This is a genomic window from Kluyvera sichuanensis (genome assembly GCF_014218705.1).
Taxonomy (GTDB): domain Bacteria; phylum Pseudomonadota; class Gammaproteobacteria; order Enterobacterales; family Enterobacteriaceae; genus Kluyvera; species Kluyvera sichuanensis.
In genome coordinates this window covers 1-19,443 of sequence record NZ_JABBJF010000042.1, presented here as the reverse complement: position 1 = coordinate 19,443, position 19,443 = coordinate 1, and the positions used below count along the sequence as shown (strand labels likewise).

Here is a 19,443-nt window from a genome sequence, read left to right as displayed (position 1 = left end):
AGGATGAGTATCATGAACTTAAGCAGCTCTCGCATGATCCAGCATTCGCTGCCGCGCCGCCTGCTGCACAACCACTCTGGCGTCGTCAGCATCGCGCTGTTTTTTGTTTTCTGCTGCGTAGTGTTTTCGCTGATCACCAGTAACTTCCTCACCGGTACCAACTGGTTGAATATTATTCGTCAGAGCGCCCCACTGCTGATCGTGGCAACCGCAATGACGCTGGTAATTACCACCGGTGGCATAGACCTGTCGGTAGGCTCCACTCTGGCGCTGGTTGGCGCGCTTTCCGCTATCGCGCTGAATAACTGGGGACTGCCGTGGCCGGTTGTCCTGCTCGGCGGTGTGCTGCTCGGCGGTCTGGTTGGTGCCATCAACGGGTTCTTTATTGCCTATGAAGGGATACCGGCGTTTATCGTCACCCTTGCCACTCTGGCCGTAGTTCGCGGCATCGCGCTGTTGGTGACTCAGGGCTACTCCATTCCCGTCCCGGCGGACAGCCTGTTTACCTTTATAGGCCGCGCCTGGGTTGTGGGCATCCCGATGCCAGCGGTTATCGGTATTATGATTCTGGTTATCGGACATATCGTCCTGAATCATATGCGTTTTGGCCGCTACGTTACCGCCATCGGTGCTAACGCAGAGGGCGCACGACGCAGCGGTATTAACACGAAAGCCGTGACCATGAAGGTGTACATCATCAGCGGAATGGCCGCCGCGCTGGCCGGAATGATTATTACCGCACGCCTCGGCAGCGGATCTTCCAACCAGGGCGAAGGCTTCGAACTGCAGGTGATTGCCGCAGTGGTACTCGGCAGCACCAGCCTGTTTGGTGGCTTCGGTACCATTATTGGCACGTTACTCGGCGCGCTGTCGATTGCGGTCATTCAGAACGGACTGATCCTGTCGCATATTTCACCGTTCTACACCCAAATAGCGACCGGCACCATCATCCTGCTGGCTATCTGGCTGAACACGCGCATTCTCAATCCCACGCGCTCTGCAGCAAAAGGATAACAGATGAAAGGATCAATTTTTCGTCACCCTACTCCGCTTCCGGTCGGCGTCAGCAGCGGTTATGCCATGACGGTGTTAGGCCCGCTGCCCATTAGCGAGATGGGCGTGACGCTAATGCATGAGCACATCCTGCTGGATGCCTCCGGGAAATGGGTGCCACCCTGTTGCTGTAGCGATCGCCATCTTGCTGAAATGCCAGTGAAGATGGAAAACCTCGGCGAGCTGTCGCTGAATCCACTCATGAGTCGTGATAACTGCCAGCTGTTTGACGTTGATGTAGCGATTGAGGAGCTGACTAAATATCGTGCCCTTGGCGGAGAGACGGTCGTTGACCCGACCAATATCGGCATTGGCCGCGATCCGAAGGCGCTGGCGCGTATCGCTCGCCTGACCGGGCTCAACATTATTATGGGTACCGGCTTCTACCTGGAGCCGTCGCACCCTGAGTGGGTGAAAACCAGCAGCGTCGAGCAGTTAACCGAGCGCTTAATCTACGATCTCGGCGGCGCAGAGGAGAAACCGGAGGTGCTGGCTGGACTGATCGGGGAAATTGGCATCTCCAGCCGTTTTACTTCAGACGAAGAGAAGTCTCTGCGCGCAGCCGGCCGGGCAAGCGCCGCAACCGGTGTGCCGATCGAGGTCCATCTGCCTGGCTGGGAACGGCTGGGGCACCGGGTGCTGGATATTCTCGAGCAGGAAGGGGCCGATCTACGTCATACGGTGCTGTGCCATATGAATCCCAGCTTTGCCGATAAGCGCTACCAGCGCGAGTTAGCACAGCGCGGAGCGTTTCTCGAATATGACATGATCGGCATGAGCTACTACTACGCCGATGAGTCGGCACAGTCGCCTTCCGATGAAGAGAACGCCCGCGCCATTTGCGAGCTGATTGACGATGGCTATATCCAGCAGATTTTACTCTCACAGGATGTGTTCCTGAAAACCATGCTCACCCGCTACGGCGGTCACGGCTACGGCTACATACTCAAACATTTTGTTCCCCGTTTACGTCGTCACGGCGTTAGCGGGGAACAACTCGAAACCCTGATGATTGGAAATCCCCAACGGGTCTTTGGCGGATAAAAGGAACGTCATAATGCAGAAGAAAATTTTACTGGTGGGTGAATCCTGGACCAGCACATCAACGCACGTTAAAGGCTTCGACCAGTTTGCCACCGCGACCTGGCACACCGGGGCAACGGACTTTTTGGCCGCACTAGCCGATAGCCATTACGCCATCACCTATATGCCCGCCCACGCGGCAGCGGTCGAATTTCCAATGACGCTGGAAGCTCTACAGCAATGGGATGCCATTATTCTGTCGGATATTGGTGCCAATACTCTGCTTTTGCATCCGGATACCTGGCTGAAAAGCCGCCGTACCGCTAATCGATTGACGCTACTGCATGATTATGTCGCGGCTGGCGGTGCGCTGATGATGATTGGCGGCTACTACAGCTTCCAGGGCATTAACGGCGGCGCGCGTTATCGTCATACCGCAGTCGAGAAAGTGCTGCCGGTTCGTTGTCTGGCATGGGACGATCGTATTGAAACCCCAGAAGGTTGCTATGCCGAAATGACGGAGCCCCACGCGCTGTTTAACGATCTTCCCGGCGAATGGCCGTGGCTGCTGGGTTATAACGAAGTGGAAATGCATCCGGAAGGCAAACTGCTGGCGACCGTTGCAGGCACCGGTCACCCGCTGCTGGCCATTCGCGAATATCAACAGGGTCGTTCTCTGGTCTGGACCAGCGATATGTCAGCGCACTGGCTACCGGAAGAGTTTGCCAAATGGCCAGGCTACCGCCAGTTATGGGTTAACTGTCTCGACTGGCTGACGGAACGCGACTGATGAGTGCCACTCTTGAACTCGCCCAGCATCTGCTGGGCTTTAATACCATTAACCCGCCAGGCAACGAAACCGACTGTATGCAGTTCTTTGCCGATTGGCTGCGCGATCATGGCTTTACGGTTTCGCTATCGTCATTCGGCTCAAGGCGCAGTAATCTGATCGCCACGCTTCCCGGCACGAAAGCCGGGAAACCGCTGGCCTTTACCGGCCATCTGGATACCGTACCGCTTGGTAATGCACAGTGGCTGTACGATCCTTTCGGCTCGCAGGTTGACGACACTCGCCTTTACGGCCGCGGTTCCAGCGATATGAAAGCGGCCGTGGCGGCGTTTGCCGTCGCCTGCGTTCAGCACCGGGAAGCTATTCTCGCCGGGCGCGGGGTGGTATTGCTGATTACCGGCGGAGAAGAAACCGGCTGTGATGGCGCAAGCGCATTGATTGAGTCCGGCGCGTTACCGGAGATCGGTGCGCTGATCGTCGGAGAACCGACCGCCAATTACCCCGTCATCGGACACAAAGGCGCGCTGTGGCTACGTTGTGAAACCCGAGGGAAAACCGCGCACGGCGCGATGCCCGAACTGGGAATTAATGCTATCTATCTGGCGGCGGATGCGCTGGGCAAGATTCAGCATTTTTCACCGGGTGCACCCCATCCGTTAATGAAGCAACCCACGCTTAACGTCGGGCGCATTGAGGGTGGGCTAAATATCAATTCCGTGCCGGATCGCACGCGTTTTGATGTCGATATCCGCAGCGCCCCCAATTTGCAGCACGCGGCCATTCGCCAGCAACTCAGCACGCTGTTGGGCGAGCACGTGACGGTCACCACATTGGTTGATTTGCCTGCGGTATTAAGCGAGGAAAATCACGCCTGGATAAAACAGGTTTATCAGCGCTGCCAACCACTGCACGATAAACCGCTCGAACCGCGCGTTGTCCCCTACTTTACCGACGCGTCTCTACTATTGCCCGCGCTGGGTAACCCGCCCTGCATTATTCTCGGGCCTGGCGAACCGGCTATGGCGCATCAAACCGACGAATACTGTCTGCTCAGTCGACTCGACGACGCTGAGCGACTGTATGGGGAAATTATCAGTGACTGGATGACATAACATCAGCCGACCGTCTTCAGGATATGCGTCACGACGCCAAAAATATCCAGCGAGTCCTCACCGCTGAACTGAATCGGCCTATAGGACGGGTTTTCAGGAATCAGCATTACCGACGGGTGTGTTTGCAGGCGCTTAACCGTGAACTCACCGTCAACCGCCGCGATCACGATATCCCCGTGCTGTGCGGTTTTAGCGCTATCAACCACCAACAGATCGCCATTGCCAATTCCCGCGCCGCTCATGGAATCCCCGGCGGCGCGAACAAAATAGGTCGCGCTGGGGTGCCTTATCACCAGCTTATTTAAATCAATACGCTGCTCGACATAGTCCTGCGCCGGACTCGGAAACCCGCAGGGAACGAGGTCACCGAACAACGGCAGCGCCGCCATTTGGCCTGGGCCGGTGGGTGAATAAAACTTCATAATGAACTCACTCTATTGACACTGTTTATACATACAGTATATATACTGTCGTTATACCCAGTAAAGAGAGGCTAAAAATGTTCGTGGAACTCGTTTATGACAAAAGGAATTTTGAGGGTTTGCCTGGTGCAAAAGAGATCATTCTCGGCGAATTGAGTAAGAGAGTGCACCGCATTTTCCCGGATGCTGAAGTTCGGGTGAAACCGATGATGACGCTGCCGGCCATCAATACGGATGCCAGCAAGCATGAAAAAGAGCAGATCAGTCGCACGGTGCAGGAGATGTTCGACGAGGCGGAGTTTTGGCTGGTGAGTGAATAACGCGGTGCCGTTATCTTCTCTGGCACAACACCCGCTACGCGTCGTTAGCGCCAGAGAAGTTCGCGTCGCCCTTACAGTTTCAGCATCATATCGATGCAGCGCAATTGCGCATTCGCCGATGCAGAGAAGTGCACGCTTTCCTTCACAACGGTAAATCCTTGCGTCTCATAAAACCCTTGCGCATTGGGCGTAGAGGACAAGGTAATCGTTTGAAATCCACGGGCGCGGGCTTCTCTTTTTATTGCATTCATAATCGATCCGGCCAATCCCTTTCCGGTGTACTCAGGCAGAGTAAAAATAGCCTCTACGCTACCGGAAGTGAGATCGAGATAACCCGTTGCCACCGGTCGATCGCTATCGTCCACCGCCACAAAAAACGGATAGTTAACAATCTCCTGGCGATACTGCTCAGGCATATTGTCCGGCGTCCATGCATCAATGACCGTCGCATCATAGCTCGATGTGCATCCCGCGCGAATGGCCTGATTCCGAATATCCCAGCATCGTTCTGCTTCTTGCGGTGTAGCCTGTCTGATTTGCATCAGTATTTCCCTCGCTTATCATTATTGTCGTTTTTACAAGGCAAAAAAAACGGGAACCAACCGGCTCCCGTTTATCACGAACCCAGCAACTGGATTACATGTTTTCGATGATCGCGTCACCAAACTCTGAACATTTCAGCAGTTTAGCGCCTTCCATCAGACGTTCGAAGTCATAGGTCACGGTCTTGTTATTGATAGCGCCTTCCATACCTTTAACAATCAGGTCAGCCGCTTCGAACCATTCCATATGGCGCAACATCATTTCTGCGGACAGGATGATAGAACCTGGGTTCACTTTGTCCTGGCCTGCGTACTTCGGTGCCGTACCGTGGGTCGCTTCGAACAGTGCGCATTCGTCACCGATGTTCGCGCCCGGTGCAATACCGATACCGCCAACCTGAGCTGCCAGCGCATCGGAGATGTAGTCACCGTTCAGGTTCATACAGGCGATAACGTCGTATTCAGCCGGACGCAGCAGGATCTGCTGCAGGAACGCATCGGCGATCACATCTTTAATGATGATCTCTTTGCCGGTGTTCGGGTTCTTGATTTTCTGCCACGGGCCGCCGTCGATCAGTTCGCCGCCGAATTCTTCGCGAATCAGCTGGTAACCCCAGTCTTTGAACGCGCCTTCGGTGAACTTCATGATGTTACCCTTGTGAACCAGGGTCAGAGAATCGCGGTCGTTGGTGATAGCGTATTCAATCGCCGCACGCACCAGACGCTTGGTCCCTTCTTCGGAGCACGGCTTGATGCCGATACCGCAGTGTTCAGGGAAGCGAATTTTCTTCACGCCCATCTCTTCACGCAGGAATTTAATCACTTTCTCAGCGTCAGCAGAGTCAGCTTTCCATTCGATACCCGCGTAGATGTCTTCAGAGTTTTCACGGAAGATGACCATATCGGTCAGTTCTGGGTGTTTAACCGGGCTTGGGGTGCCCTGATAGTAGCGAACCGGACGCAGACACACGTACAGGTCGAGCTCCTGACGCAGCGCAACGTTCAGAGAACGGATGCCGCCGCCAACTGGCGTAGTCAGAGGGCCTTTGATAGCAACACGGTAGTCGCGGATAAGATCCAGCGTTTCTGCTGGCAGCCATACGTCCTGGCCATAAAGTTGGGTGGATTTTTCCCCGGTGTAAATTTCCATCCAGGAAATTTTACGCTCGCCTTTGTAGGCTTTCTCAACAGCGGCATCAACCACTTTCAGCATTGCTGGGGTGACATCAACACCGATACCGTCGCCTTCAATAAATGGGATAATCGGTTTGTGTGGCACATTCAGTTTGCCATCTTTCAGGGTGATTTTTTGACCTTCCGCCGGAACAACTACTTTGCTTTCCATTCACCTCTCCTTCGAGCGCTTCTGGTGTGCTCGTCATCCTTTACGCCACAGGTTCTTGCCGCTACTACGCCCACTCCACTTATCCCGTTTAGGTATAGCCTGGAGATGCACTGTCTTACCGTCTTCCTGCAACACAAAGAGTTAGAGCATTTTGTTAATGTTTTGTAATAAGCCTGTCAATACTACCTGATTGTTTGTCGCCATGAAAGACTCTCGTTATTAGGCTATAATGCGCGAATCTATAGAGCCTGAAAATACTATGATTAAGACTTCATTTAGAAAAAACCAGCTTGAGCGATTCAGCTCACGACAAGCCACCAGGACGCGTAAAGATAACCAACCAAAACGCGTTATTCTGTTCAATAAACCCTACGATGTGTTGCCGCAATTTACCGATGAAGCAGGACGTAGCACGCTAAAAGATTATATTCCTGTGCAAAATGTCTACGCCGCAGGTCGTCTCGACCGGGATAGCGAGGGGCTGCTGGTATTAACCAATGACGGCGCGCTGCAGGCCAGGCTCACGCAGCCGGGTAAGCGCACCGGGAAAATTTACTACGTGCAGGTTGAGGGTGAACCGACGCCGGAGGCTATTGAGGCACTGCGAAATGGCGTGACGCTGAACGATGGTCCCACCTTGCCCGCCGGTATTGAGCAAGTAGACGCGCCGGAGTGGTTATGGCCGCGCAATCCGCCGATCCGCGAGCGCAAAGCCATTCCAACCGCTTGGCTAAAGGTCACGCTCTATGAAGGACGTAACCGCCAGGTGCGCCGGATGACCGCCCACGTAGGCTACCCAACGCTGCGGTTGATTCGCTATGCGATGGGCAGCTATACGCTGGATGACCTGAAAAACGGCGAATGGCGCGATGCCGATGCATCGGCCGCAGAGCGCAGCTAACACCGCGCTCACAGGACAAGCCCGGTCAGGAAATATCGGGCACAATGATGTTCTTATATTTCTCCAGCACCGGGGCGTTAGCGTCTGACGGGTTTTGCAGTTGCCACAGGTTACGCGTGATCCCGTCATTCACCAGATAGATAACCCCGGTTTCAATCGCCGACATCAGGCAGAGCATCACCGGTTCATTCACCGTATAACCCACCTCGCCTTCCAGGATGCGCTGATAGTCGATATAGCGGAAGATCCCCGCCTGGAACTCATAGGAGAGGATCGTTTTGCTGGTATTTACCGATGAAAGCACCTCCCCGGTTCCGACGTTGACCACGCGCAGGTTCACCGCGATTTGATCAAGCTGGTACTGCGTGCTGGCGCCGATACCAAAATAGCGCGCCCCTGCCCCGCCCGTTTTCACGTTGCTTTCATAGCCGATAATCGACCCTTCGATCAGGATATTCGCCGCCACCAGCGACGGCAGTTGGGTGCGGTTGTTCACCGCCACGGTGCCGTTCTCCTGCGCCGCACGAATGATTTTGCGTTCGTTGAGCAGGTTTTGCAGTCCCTGTCGTTCAAGGGGAATAAACCAGTTGGAGTCTTTTAACGCCGACACCAGCATGGCGGTGGCGCTTTGCGGTACGGACGTCGAGAAGTTACTGGCCGGATAGGGTTTAAACTGCCCAGTTTCATCCTGAATATTATAAACCGAGACAAACAGCTTGCCCTTTGGCGACGGTAAATGGGTGAGGTCCTGGTAGCTTTGCGACCGCGGTAATAGCGTCGGTTTCGCCGCCTGTTTAGGGGGAGAGGTAATACAGCCCGTAAGCATAAACAGGCTAATAAAAATAACCACTGCGCCAGCTATATTTTTCATTTCTGCATCTCGCCACGGAGGTGATTAATTTGATGAAACACTGTTCAGACCGTCAACTTCGATGGTTGAGGATTTCCCGGTTTTACGATCGAGAATATTCATCAGGAGCCGACCGTCGACATTTTTAATATCAACAATAAAATCATTGGTCACTAACCGCCCCGGTTTACCGCTGGAGACATTTCCCATCAGGCTACCCAATAATTGCGACTGAACGGCGGAAGAAAAATTATCTAATGCCGATGTTCCCGAAACGGCTCCCCAATCATAAGCATTGGGATCTTTATAAGAGTTCTGCGCATTCGCTTCTGAAAGTAAAAATGCACCGTTATTGGGATTACCACCAAAATTAGGGTTAATAAACTGGAAGGTTAAATTCCCAGCATGAACTGAAGTCGATAGCAAGCCGATGCCAAGCATCACAGAAAGCACTTTCATCGTACGCTCCTAGAACTCGTCGTGGGTCAAATCACCGGTATTTAATAATGCTTTGTTAATGGCTCTTTTCGATACAGAGTCATAAACAGCAGCGATGGCCATTGAGACTTGTTTATCAAAGTCTTTTTTACTCGGAAATAAAAAAGTCTGATATAAAACATCCTGATCGATTTTAATGGTTATCCAACTTCCCCAGCGCGCGCTGGGGCGTTCATTAATTGTGATAGCCGCAGGGTATTCCGCCTCCCAGTGGGTGGTGAATGCACGATAGAAATCATGCCCGACCCGTGTAATAGTGTTATCGGTAACCAGGCCCGGCACTTCGACTTCGGCTGGATAACTGGCGTGCGATACCATCAGCATCAATATTGATGCTGTAATACGGAATAAATATTTCATAACTATCGCCTGAGGTTTTCGTTAGCCCAGGAGACGGCCTGCGTTCTATTTTTAACCGCAATCTTGCGAAAGAGATTATAGAGATGCGTTTTTACCGTATTTTCGCTGATAAACAGCAGCCTGGCGATCTCCACGTTTGACGCGCCCATCCTGAGCTTATTCAGGATGTCCTTCTCGCGCTGCGTCAGCCCGCTGGTATCGTCATGATAACGGTAACTACCTGATTGATTAATAAGATAACTGGTGAGGTCGTGAGGGAAATGGCAGCCGCCTTTCTGCACGTTGCGGATGCCTTCAATCAGGGTGTGTTCATCAACGGATAAGTAGAATACCGCGCTGATCCCAGGCCAGCTCTCCACTTCGTGGAAGGCGTAATCATCCGGCATATTGATCAGCAGAACTTTAACTTTATCGCGTAACCGCCGCAGCTCAGTTTGCCAGAGCAAATTCCGTTTTTTATCCGACTCGCTTAAGTCAAAAAGCACCAGCAATCGCTCCGCTTTCAGCTGATCGAGCGATTTTAAAATATTCTGGGTTTTGACATTAATCGTTAACGAGCTTCTGAGTTGATGTACAAGGGCAGTGGCCTGCAATGAAGGCCGGGTTATTAGCATTAACGCATCATTATTCACCGCTTCTATTTCTATCGGCATTATGAAACCCCATTCCGCTTGCTGCTCGGAACAAGCTCTCTTTCTGATATGCATAAAAAATGCATATCAAGAAAGAGGTGCTGTTCTGTGTAGTTGCTGATATATAAGTATGACAATAAAGGGAAAATGGACGCACAATTGGCGCTTGTTTCCAGAAAGTGCTGCAATACTGTTCAATCTAGACATTGCCATTTTTATCGCAAGGATTATTTGTGTTTCAAATTGTAACAAGATCATGTCAGTTTATTTCAGGCTGATTTCACCTTACTGCTGATTTTCCTACAAAAAATAGCGAAATTGTCATTTAGCCAAATTCGAGGATTGGCTTCATGGATACATCGTATTTTATGCATGATATTGCCAGACCCACCAAAAAAGGCAGTGGGTGTAAATGAGAACTGACATTATTTGTCATAGAAATGGCGGACTTTGCGGAAGGTGTAAACCAATACGTACTGATCGTATAAGAACGCATACCGGTAACATCCCGCTCGCGCCGCACCCTACCACGAGCTTTCCTCAAAAAACTCATACTAACGACTGACGTGATTTTTCAAAATACGCAATTCAGGCGAAAAAATTAGTTTCTCCCCTCCGACATACTCAAGCCATAAATCAGCGCAGCCAGTTATTCATAAGCAGGCTATTGGTGCGCCGATTTAACTCCTGACTTTAACCATCGGTTAAATCAAGGTGCCATTATGAAACAGTGGTTTTTATTAATACCCGTATTGGGTTATTCCTGTCTGGCAACTGCTGGAGGGGATTTAGCGGGCTCAGAATTCTCCGGGCTGGATAAATTCCATCAGGGCTACGATAAAATTGCTATTACTGGTCAGCAAGGTAGTGGAAATTTCGCCGCTATTACTCAGTCTGGCAGTCATTTATTTGGCTCAATTTCGCAGTTTGGTGGACATAATGCCGCAACGTTAAGCCAAAGTGGCTTTAATAATCGCGCGGCGCTGGCTCAATACGGCAATAGTAATACTGCCAATGTTACTCAATCAGGGATGAATAACTCCGCAATCTTAGTGCAAGCAGGCACGGGTAATCAGGCAGATATTACGCAAACGGGTTTTGATAACTTTGCGGAAATTGTCAATAAAGGCAACGGCAATATTACGCAGATTAATCAAACGGGCACAAACCGCAGCGCGGGCGTTGTGCAAAACTCGGCAGGAATGGCAATTCGCATTACCCAAAATTAGCAAGCGGTACGGGTGAGTTAACTATCGATAAACCTATGGGGTATCTTCATGAAAACGTGGAAAATTGTTGTTTTGTCAGCATTGTTCGTCTCGGGTTCAGCGCTGGCCTCCGGTAACCATTCAGGTAGCGGTGGTCCGTCAGAATTCCCGCAGTACAGCAGCCCGACGCTGCCTCAGGTCGGTAACTGGGATGCCATGATCCATGTCTACCAGTCTGGCAATAGCAACAGCTCGAGTGCGGTGCAAAGCAGCGCCTACAAATCGAAAATCGACGTACACCAGGGCGGCAGTAATAACACCTCGGTGGCCAACCAGACCGGCGATCGTAGCCTGACCAGCATCAACCAGGCAGGTAACAACAACTACTCTACGGCGGTACAGACCGGCGACAGAAGCTCGATTGAAGTGAAACAGACCGGTAGCTACAACGGCTCGACCGTGGGCCAGTCTGCGCATGACGCGATGGTGCTGGTCTCCCAGAGCGGTTGGTACAACAACAGCAACGTTAATCAGTCGTACAATAACTCGCTGACGATTGTGAACCAAAGCGGTAACCACAATAACTCGTACACCTCACAGCAATAACACGACAGCCGGATGAGCCTCTCATCCGGCTGATTTCTCTCAGCAAAAGGAGGCTTCTATGCATCTACTGCTTATCGCCGCCGCCCTCAGCAATCAGCTCTGGTTTGATACCCAACAGCAGGCCGATGCGGTTGTTATTACGCCGATGGTCACCCTGGCCGACGATTGCCAGTGCCAGTTAACCGTCAGCGTCATTCATCAGGGGACGTCCGGGCAAAGCACCAGTAGCCAGCGCGGCAGCATTGCGCTTGAGGGGAAAAAGCCGCAGCCGCTGGCCAGCATGACGCTGACGCTGCCGCCGGGAGAGTGGGCGCAGGTGACCGTCACCCTCAGCAACCGCCAGGGGATCATCGTGCAGCAAAGCTGGCAATCGTCGGCGCGAGTTTGATTTCCCCCTCTTCTTCTTTATATCCTTATCTTCTTTCTCGCTCGATAAGGATGCCGCATGTTCAAGCCACACGTTACCGTCGCCTGCGTGGTTCACGCTGAAGATAAATTTCTGGTCGTTGAAGAGACCATCAACGGCAAAGCGCTCTGGAACCAGCCCGCAGGCCACCTTGAGGCAGATGAGACACTGGCCCAGGCCGCCGAGCGCGAGCTATGGGAAGAGACCGGCATCCGCGCTAAGCCGCAGCATTTTCTCCGAATGCACCAGTGGCTGGCCCCGGACAACACGCCGTTCCTGCGATTCCTGTTCGTCATTGAACTCGACAGTATCTGCGCGACCGAACCGCACGATAGCGACATTGACCGCTGTTTATGGCTCAGCGCCGACGAGATTTTGCAGGCTAAAAACCTGCGTTCCGCGCTGGTTGCCGAAAGTATTCGTAGCTATCAGCAGGATGCACGCTATCCGCTGTCACTCATCGGCGAATTTAACTGGCCGTTTACAGAGGGTGTCAAGTAAAGGGCCGCGTGCTAGAATATGCCGCCTTGAAGTCCAATGTCGTGAGTATTCCAATGTCAGAAAGCCAGAAAAAAGTGATCGTCGGCATGTCCGGCGGTGTTGATTCCTCCGTTTCCGCCTACCTGTTACAACAACAGGGCTATAAGGTGGAGGGCCTGTTCATGAAGAACTGGGAGGAAGATGACGGCGAGGAATACTGCACTGCGGCGGCGGATCTGGCCGATGCACAAGCGGTGTGCGATAAGCTCGGTATTGAGCTGCACACCGTGAACTTTGCTGCCGAATACTGGGATAACGTATTTGAGCTCTTCCTGGAAGAGTACAAAGCGGGCCGTACGCCGAACCCGGACATCCTGTGCAACAAAGAGATCAAATTTAAAGCTTTCCTCGAGTTCGCTGCTGAAGATCTGGGCGCTGATTACATCGCCACCGGCCACTATGTGCGCCGCGCGGATGTGAACGGCAAAAGCCAGCTTCTGCGTGGTCTCGACGGCAACAAAGACCAGAGCTACTTCCTTTATACGCTGGGCCACGAACAGATCGCACAAAGCCTGTTCCCGGTCGGCGAACTGGAAAAACCGCAGGTGCGTAAAATCGCCGAAGAGCTGGATCTCATCACCGCGAAGAAAAAAGACTCTACCGGTATCTGCTTTATCGGCGAGCGTAAATTCCGCGAGTTCCTCGGTCGCTACCTGCCGGCGCAGCCGGGCAAAATCATCACCGTTGACGGCGAAGAGATCGGCACCCATCAGGGGCTGATGTACCACACGCTCGGTCAGCGTAAAGGTCTGGGTATTGGCGGGACCAAAGAAGGGACGGAAGATCCGTGGTACGTGGTCGACAAAGACGTTGAAAACAACGTGCTGGTTGTCGCTCAGGGTCACGATCACCCGCGACTGATGTCCGTCGGTCTTATCGCGCAGCAGCTGCACTGGGTTGACCGCGAACCGGTCACCGGCACGTTCCGCTGCACCGTGAAGACCCGCTATCGCCAGACCGATATCCCGTGCACCGTTACCGCGCTGGATGAAGGTCGTATTGAGGTTCGTTTTGAAGAACCTGTTGCCGCAGTCACTCCTGGTCAGTCCGCCGTGTTCTACAACGGGGAAATCTGCCTGGGTGGCGGCGTGATTGAGCAGCGTCTGCCGCTGCCAGTGGAATAAAGCCCTGCCTCGATAGGGTATAACGCACTCTGGCCCGCGTCGCGCCGCAGGTCAGATGCCAACAAGGAGTGAGCGTGGCGAAGAATTACTATGACATCACCCTGGCGCTGGCCGGCATCTGCCAGTCAGCCCGTCTGGTGCAGCAGTTGGCCCATCAGGGGCACTGCGACGGCGATGCGTTACACGTTTCGCTGAACAGTATTATCGATCTCAACCCAGACTCTGCGCTGGGCGTCTTCGGTGGCAGTGAAGCCAATCTTCGTCTCGGCCTTGAAACCCTGCTCGCAGTGCTGAACGCCAGCAGCCGTCAGGGTCTGAACGCAGAGCTGACCCGCTATACCCTCAGCCTGATGGTGCTGGAGCGCAAGCTCGCCGCCGCCAAAGGCGCGATGGATATTCTGGGCAACCGTATTACCGGTCTGCAGCGTCAGCTCGACCATTTTGATTTACAGTCAGACACCCTGCTGAGCGCGATGGCGGGTATTTATGTTGACGTGATTAGCCCGCTCGGCCCGCGAATTCAGGTGACCGGCTCCCCTGCCGTGCTGCAAAGCCCGCAGGTGCAGTCCAAGGTCCGTGCTTCGCTGCTGGCAGGTATCCGCGCCGCGGTGCTGTGGCACCAGGTTGGCGGTGGCCGTCTACAGCTGATGTTTTCTCGTAATCGCCTGACCACTCAGGCCAAACAAATTCTTGCTCATTTAACCCCGGAGTTATGATCTATGGAATTATCCTCACTGACCGCCGTTTCCCCTGTCGATGGACGCTACGGCGATAAAGTCAGCGCGCTGCGCGGGATTTTCAGCGAATACGGTTTGCTGAAATTCCGTGTACAAGTCGAAGTACGCTGGCTGCAGAAGCTGGCCGCACACGCAGCCGTCAAGGAAGTTCCTGCTTTTGCTGCCGACGCAAACGGTTTCCTCGATAGCATCGTGGCAAACTTCAATGAAGAAGACGCGGCGCGTATTAAGACCATCGAGCGCACCACCAACCATGACGTGAAGGCGGTTGAGTATTTCCTGAAAGAAAAAGTCGCGTCCGTGCCTGAACTGCACGCCGTGTCGGAATTCATTCACTTTGCCTGCACCTCCGAAGACATCAACAACCTGTCCCACGCGCTGATGCTGAAAACCGCGCGCGAAGAAGTGGTGCTGCCGTACTGGCGCAAAACTATCGACGCAATCAAAGATCTGGCCGTTCAGTATCGCGATATTCCGCTGCTCTCCCGTACTCACGGTCAGCCGGCCACGCCGTCCACCATCGGTAAAGAGATGGCGAACGTAGCCTACCGTATGGAACGTCAGTACCGTCAGCTGGCACAGGTTGAGATCCTCGGCAAAATCAACGGCGCGGTCGGTAACTATAACGCCCACATCGCCGCCTATCCGGACGTTGACTGGCACCAGTTCAGCGAAGAGTTCGTCACCTCTCTGGGCATTCAGTGGAACCCGTACACCACCCAGATCGAGCCGCACGACTATATTGCCGAGCTGTTTGACTGCATCGCACGCTTCAACACTATTCTGATCGACTTCGATCGCGATGTGTGGGGCTACGTTGCGCTCAACCACTTCAAGCAGAAAACCATCGCCGGTGAAATCGGTTCTTCCACCATGCCGCACAAGGTTAACCCGATCGACTTCGAAAACTCCGAAGGCAACCTGGGTCTGTCTAACGCCGTGCTGCAGCATCTTGCAAGCAAACTGCCGGTTTCCCGTTGGCAGCGTGACCTGACCGACTCCACCGTGCTGCGTAACCTGGGCGTGGGTATTGGCTATGCGCTGATCGCCTACCAGTCCACCCTGAAAGGCGTGAGCAAACTGGAAGTGAACCGCGATCGTCTGCTCGACGAACTGGATCACAACTGGGAAGTGCTGGCTGAACCAATTCAGACCGTGATGCGCCGCTACGGTATCGAAAAACCGTACGAGAAGCTGAAAGAGCTGACCCGCGGCAAGCGCGTGGATGCCGAAGGTATGAAGCAGTTCATCGACGGTCTGGCGCTGCCGGAAGAAGAGAAAACCCGTCTGAAAGCCATGACCCCGGCGAACTATATCGGCCGCGCCATCACCATGGTTGACGAGCTGAAATAATCCCGCCCTCCCCCTCCTTCTTCCTGAAGGAGGGGACTTTCCCGCCAATTTAGTTAATGTTTATCTCCATAAGCTCATAATCGCGTTAAACTATTCACGTCATTTATTTAATGGAGAAGCAGCATGCGCGTACTCGTCGTAGAGGACAACGCTCTGTTACGTCACCACCTGAAAGTTCAGCTCCAGGAAATGGGCCACCAGGTGGATGCCGCAGAAGACGCGAAGGAAGCAGACTATTACTTAGGCGAGCATATCCCGGATATTGCGATTGTGGATTTAGGGCTTCCCGATGAGGACGGCCTGTCGCTGATCCGCCGCTGGCGCAGCCACGATATTTCGCTGCCTATTCTGGTGCTCACCGCGCGTGAAAGCTGGCAGGATAAGGTGGAAGTGCTGAGCGCGGGCGCCGACGACTACGTCACCAAACCTTTCCATATTGAGGAAGTGGCGGCCCGTATGCAGGCGCTGATGCGTCGTAACAGCGGGCATGCTTCGCAGGTTATCTCCCTGCCGCCGTTCCAGGTTGACCTCTCCCGCCGCGAGCTCTCCATTAATGACGAAGTGATTAAGCTCACCGCGTTTGAATACACTATTATGGAAACGCTGATCCGCAATAACGGCAAAGTGGTCAGCAAAGACTCCCTGATGCTTCAGCTCTATCCCGATGCGGAACTGCGCGAGAGCCACACCATCGACGTACTGATGGGCCGCCTGCGTAAGAAAATTCAGGCTCAGTATCCCCAGGACGTGATTATCACCGTACGCGGTCAGGGCTATCTGTTCGAACTACGCGAATGAAGAGCTTACGTCGGCATCTCCTGCCGCTTTCACTGCGGATGCGTTTCCTGCTGGCGACGGCCGCGGTGGTTATCGTGCTGTCACTGGCCTACGGCATGGTGGCGCTGGTTGGCTATAGCGTCAGCTTCGATAAAACCACCTTCCGTCTGCTGCGCGGCGAGAGCAACCTGTTCTATACCCTCTCCAAATGGGAAGACAACGCGCTGCACGTCGATATCCCCGAGAATCTCAATATGCAGGGCCCCACGGTTGCGCTGATCTATAACGATCGGGGCGAACTGCTGTGGCAGCAAAAAGATCTCCCGTGGCTCACGAAAAGCATTCAGCCCGAGTGGCTTAAAGGCAACGGTTTCTATGAAATAGAAGCGGATGCCGACGCCAGCAGTACCCTGCTGCGCGACGATCATGAGATGCAAAAAGAGCTGACCGAAATGCGCCAGGAAGGCGACGATTCGGAGATGACCCACTCGGTGGCCGTTAACAGCTATCCAGCCACCAGCCTGATGCCTGCGCTGACTATCGTGGTGGTCGATACCATTCCGATTGAGCTTAAGCGTTCCTATATGGTCTGGAGCTGGTTCTCCTACGTACTCGCCGCCAACCTGCTGCTGGTTATTCCACTGCTGTGGATTGCTGCCCACTGGAGCCTACGCCCCATCGCGGACCTCACCCGCGAGGTCCGCGAACTGGAGGAACATCACCGCGAGCATCTGAATCCTGATACCACCCGCGAACTGACAAGCCTGGTTCGCAACCTTAACCGGCTGCTAAAAAGCGAGCGCGACCGCTACGACAAGTATCGAACTACGCTCACCGATTTGACCCACAGTCTGAAAACCCCGTTAGCGGTGCTGCAAAGCTCGCTGCGTTCGCTGCGCAGTGAAAAGATCACCGTCAACGAAGCCGAACCGGTGATGCTGGAGCAGATAAGCCGCATCTCGCAGCAGATTGGCTACTACCTGCATCGCGCCAGTATGCGTAGCGATAGCACCCTGCTTAGCCGCGAGCTTCACCCGGTCGCCCCGCTGCTGGACAGCCTGACGTCGGCGCTCAATAAGGTCTATCAACGTAAAGGGGTCAACATCACCCTGGACATTTCGCCGGAGATCTCCTTTGTCGGTGAGAAAAACGACTTTATGGAAGTGATGGGCAACCTGCTGGATAACGCCTGCAAGTACTGCCTTGAGTTCGTTGAGGTTTCCGCCCGTCAGAGCGACGATTATCTGCATGTCTTTGTCGAAGATGACGGTCCTGGCATTCCGCAAAGTAAGCGCGATATCGTCTTTGACCGCGGCCAGCGCGCCGATACGTTACGTCCAGGGCAAGGGGTTGGCCTGTCGGTAGCCCGCGATATTGTTGACCAGTATGACGGCCAGATTATCGCCCACGAAAGCCTGCTCGGCGGCGCAAAAATGGAGGTCCTTTTCGGCCATCAGGATCTCGACAGTCACGAAGGGTAAATAATGTTTCCGTAGCAGGGTAGTTTTGTGAATACGATGTATAATCCGGACATACATCTGCTGCGGAAATATCAATATGGAATACCACTTAACGTTAAACTGGCCCGATTTTATGGCGCGCTACTGGCAAAAACGCCCGGTGGTGCTGAAACGCGGCTTCGCCAACTTTATTGACCCTATTTCACCGGATGAACTAGCTGGTCTGGCGATGGAAAATGAAGTGGATAGCCGACTGGTGAGCCACCTTGATGGCAACTGGCAGGTCAGCCACGGTCCTTTCGAAAGCTACGATCACCTCGGTGAAAGCAACTGGTCGCTGCTGGTTCAGGCCGTTGACCACTGGCACGAACCCTCCAGCGCGCTAATGCGCCCGTTCCGCGCCCTCCCCGACTGGCGCATTGACGATCTGATGATCTCCTTCTCAGTGCCGGGCGGCGGCGTTGGCCCACATGTCGATCAGTATGATGTCTTTATCATTCAGGGTACCGGCCGTCGTCGCTGGCGCGTGGGCGAGAAAACCGCGCTTAAGCAGCACTGCCCGCACCCGGATCTGCTGCAGGTACAGGCGTTCGAGGCGATCATTGATGAAGAGATGGAGCCCGGCGATATCCTCTATATTCCGCCTGGATTCCCGCACGAAGGCTACGCGCTGGAGAATTCACTCAACTATTCCGTAGGCTTCCGTTCGCCGAACAGCCGCGAGCTGATTAGCGGCTTTGCCGACTATATTCTGCAGCGCGACCTCGGTAACCAGCACTACAGCGACCCGGACGTACCGTCACGCGATCACCCGGCGGATCTGCTGCCGCAGGAAGTGGATCGTCTGCGCGACATGATGCTGGGGTTGATCCAGCAGCCGGAGCATTTCCAGCAGTGGCTGGGCGAGTTTATCAGCCAGTCGCGCCACGAACTGGATATCGCGCCGCCGGAGCCGCCGTATCAACCGGATGAGATTTACGACGCGCTGCAACAGGGCGATATGCTGCAACGTCTGGGCGGCCTGCGAGTGATTCGTATCGGCGACGATTTCTTTGTTAACGGCGAGAAAGTGGATTCACCGCATCAGCAGGCGCTGGACGCGATGGCGGGCAGTATTATGCTGGAGAGCCAGCATTTTGGTGAGGCGCTGGACGACCCGTCCTTCCTGGCAATGTTGGCCGCACTGGTGAACAGCGGGTATTGGTTCTTTGCTGAGTAATGTGCGATAAACCCGGCAGCGCCGCGCTTGGCCGGGCTACAATTGTGCAATATGTAGCCCGGGCGAGCGAATGTACGACCGGATACATAGGTAACACTTCAGACCGGGAACATAGGTAACACTTTCCTAGTCTATCCGGATAATACTACGGCTTTTCCGGTCATA

23 protein-coding genes are annotated in these 19,443 nt (G+C 53.7%); 16 read left to right on the top strand and 7 right to left on the bottom strand.

Going from position 1 to position 19,443, the window contains the following annotated elements; all coding sequences use genetic code 11:
* Positions 1–12: 12 nt before the first annotated feature.
* The 4 genes from HII27_RS24945 to HII27_RS24930 are packed head-to-tail and all read left to right on the top strand — an operon-like array spanning position 13 to position 3,978.
* Positions 13–1,014 (top strand): ABC transporter permease, encoded by a 1,002-nt coding sequence (locus HII27_RS24945; RefSeq protein ID WP_185669990.1) that lies wholly within the window; start codon positions 13–15, stop codon positions 1,012–1,014.
* A gap of 3 nt (positions 1,015–1,017) precedes the next feature.
* Positions 1,018–2,097, top strand: coding sequence for a phosphotriesterase family protein (locus HII27_RS24940; RefSeq protein ID WP_185669989.1), 1,080 nt, complete (start codon positions 1,018–1,020; stop codon positions 2,095–2,097).
* Positions 2,098–2,110: 13 nt separating this feature from the next.
* Positions 2,111–2,866 carry a glutamine amidotransferase gene (locus HII27_RS24935; protein WP_185669988.1) on the top strand — a complete coding sequence of 252 codons (756 nt, stop codon included), beginning with the start codon at positions 2,111–2,113 and terminating at the stop codon, positions 2,864–2,866.
* Positions 2,866–3,978 carry a M20 family metallopeptidase gene (locus HII27_RS24930; protein ID WP_185669987.1) on the top strand — a complete coding sequence of 371 codons (1,113 nt, stop codon included), beginning with the start codon at positions 2,866–2,868 and terminating at the stop codon, positions 3,976–3,978. The genes HII27_RS24935 and HII27_RS24930 overlap by 1 nt, the downstream gene beginning before the upstream one ends.
* Positions 3,979–3,980: 2 nt before the next feature.
* On the opposite strand, the gene umuD is transcribed toward HII27_RS24930, so the two are convergent.
* Complete coding sequence (umuD, locus tag HII27_RS24925) at positions 3,981–4,400, bottom strand: translesion error-prone DNA polymerase V autoproteolytic subunit (protein WP_185669986.1); 420 nt, start codon at positions 4,398–4,400, stop codon at positions 3,981–3,983.
* Positions 4,401–4,477: 77 nt separating this feature from the next.
* On the opposite strand from umuD, the gene HII27_RS24920 reads away from it, so the two are divergent.
* Entirely contained in the window at positions 4,478–4,720 is a 243-nt protein-coding gene (locus tag HII27_RS24920; protein WP_185669985.1) for a DinI-like family protein, read from the top strand.
* Positions 4,721–4,791: 71 nt separating this feature from the next.
* On the opposite strand, the gene HII27_RS24915 is transcribed toward HII27_RS24920, so the two are convergent.
* A complete protein-coding gene (locus HII27_RS24915) occupies positions 4,792–5,262 on the bottom strand; it encodes a GNAT family N-acetyltransferase (protein ID WP_185669984.1) in 471 nt (156 codons plus the stop codon).
* A gap of 94 nt (positions 5,263–5,356) precedes the next feature.
* Positions 5,357–6,607 (bottom strand): NADP-dependent isocitrate dehydrogenase, encoded by a 1,251-nt coding sequence (gene icd / locus HII27_RS24910; protein ID WP_185669983.1) that lies wholly within the window; start codon positions 6,605–6,607, stop codon positions 5,357–5,359.
* 229 nt (positions 6,608–6,836) lie between these two features.
* On the opposite strand from icd, the gene rluE reads away from it, so the two are divergent.
* Positions 6,837–7,508, top strand: coding sequence for a 23S rRNA pseudouridine(2457) synthase RluE (gene rluE, locus HII27_RS24905; protein ID WP_185669982.1), 672 nt, complete (start codon positions 6,837–6,839; stop codon positions 7,506–7,508).
* A 25-nt stretch (positions 7,509–7,533) separates the two neighbouring features.
* Here rluE and csgG read toward each other — a convergent pair whose 3' ends face one another.
* From csgG to csgD, 4 genes are read right to left on the bottom strand one after another with little or no spacing between them, the layout of a single operon-like run.
* On the bottom strand, positions 7,534–8,379 hold the full coding sequence (gene csgG / locus HII27_RS24900; RefSeq protein WP_185669981.1) for a curli production assembly/transport protein CsgG: 846 nt from the start codon (positions 8,377–8,379) through the stop codon (positions 7,534–7,536).
* Between the two features lie 24 nt (positions 8,380–8,403).
* Positions 8,404–8,817, bottom strand: a complete 414-nt coding sequence (csgF, locus tag HII27_RS24895) for a curli production assembly/transport protein CsgF (RefSeq protein WP_185669980.1) — start codon at positions 8,815–8,817, stop codon at positions 8,404–8,406.
* 9 nt (positions 8,818–8,826) lie between these two features.
* Positions 8,827–9,216 (bottom strand): curli production assembly/transport protein CsgE, encoded by a 390-nt coding sequence (gene csgE / locus HII27_RS24890; RefSeq protein WP_185669979.1) that lies wholly within the window; start codon positions 9,214–9,216, stop codon positions 8,827–8,829.
* A gap of 2 nt (positions 9,217–9,218) precedes the next feature.
* Positions 9,219–9,869 carry a biofilm master transcriptional regulator CsgD gene (gene csgD, locus HII27_RS24885; RefSeq protein WP_185670000.1) on the bottom strand — a complete coding sequence of 217 codons (651 nt, stop codon included), beginning with the start codon at positions 9,867–9,869 and terminating at the stop codon, positions 9,219–9,221.
* Between the two features lie 701 nt (positions 9,870–10,570).
* Between csgD and HII27_RS24880 the strand changes: the two genes are divergently transcribed.
* The 10 genes from HII27_RS24880 to HII27_RS24835 all read left to right on the top strand — a co-directional run bounded on the left by HII27_RS24880 (position 10,571) and on the right by HII27_RS24835 (position 19,278).
* Positions 10,571–11,077: a curlin gene (locus HII27_RS24880; RefSeq protein ID WP_185669978.1), complete on the top strand. Its 507-nt coding sequence runs from the start codon at positions 10,571–10,573 to the stop codon at positions 11,075–11,077.
* 48 nt (positions 11,078–11,125) lie between these two features.
* Positions 11,126–11,662 carry a curlin gene (locus tag HII27_RS24875; protein WP_185669977.1) on the top strand — a complete coding sequence of 179 codons (537 nt, stop codon included), beginning with the start codon at positions 11,126–11,128 and terminating at the stop codon, positions 11,660–11,662.
* Between the two features lie 58 nt (positions 11,663–11,720).
* Complete coding sequence (csgC, locus tag HII27_RS24870; RefSeq protein WP_185669976.1) at positions 11,721–12,050, top strand: curli assembly chaperone CsgC; 330 nt, start codon at positions 11,721–11,723, stop codon at positions 12,048–12,050.
* A 57-nt stretch (positions 12,051–12,107) separates the two neighbouring features.
* Entirely contained in the window at positions 12,108–12,569 is a 462-nt protein-coding gene (locus HII27_RS24865) for an NUDIX hydrolase (protein ID WP_185669975.1), read from the top strand.
* A 53-nt stretch (positions 12,570–12,622) separates the two neighbouring features.
* Positions 12,623–13,732, top strand: coding sequence for a tRNA 2-thiouridine(34) synthase MnmA (gene mnmA / locus HII27_RS24860; RefSeq protein ID WP_035896079.1), 1,110 nt, complete (start codon positions 12,623–12,625; stop codon positions 13,730–13,732).
* 74 nt (positions 13,733–13,806) lie between these two features.
* Positions 13,807–14,448: a high frequency lysogenization protein HflD gene (gene hflD, locus HII27_RS24855; RefSeq protein ID WP_035896078.1), complete on the top strand. Its 642-nt coding sequence runs from the start codon at positions 13,807–13,809 to the stop codon at positions 14,446–14,448.
* 3 nt (positions 14,449–14,451) lie between these two features.
* Positions 14,452–15,822, top strand: a complete 1,371-nt coding sequence (gene purB, locus HII27_RS24850) for an adenylosuccinate lyase (RefSeq protein ID WP_185669974.1) — start codon at positions 14,452–14,454, stop codon at positions 15,820–15,822.
* Positions 15,823–15,945: 123 nt separating this feature from the next.
* Complete coding sequence (gene phoP / locus HII27_RS24845) at positions 15,946–16,620, top strand: two-component system response regulator PhoP (RefSeq protein ID WP_035896075.1); 675 nt, start codon at positions 15,946–15,948, stop codon at positions 16,618–16,620.
* Positions 16,617–18,080, top strand: a complete 1,464-nt coding sequence (phoQ, locus tag HII27_RS24840) for a two-component system sensor histidine kinase PhoQ (RefSeq protein WP_185669973.1) — start codon at positions 16,617–16,619, stop codon at positions 18,078–18,080. Before phoP ends, phoQ begins: the two co-directional genes overlap by 4 nt.
* Before the next feature lie 76 nt (positions 18,081–18,156).
* Positions 18,157–19,278 carry a ribosomal protein uL16 3-hydroxylase gene (locus tag HII27_RS24835; protein ID WP_185669972.1) on the top strand — a complete coding sequence of 374 codons (1,122 nt, stop codon included), beginning with the start codon at positions 18,157–18,159 and terminating at the stop codon, positions 19,276–19,278.
* Positions 19,279–19,443: the final 165 nt, after the last annotated feature.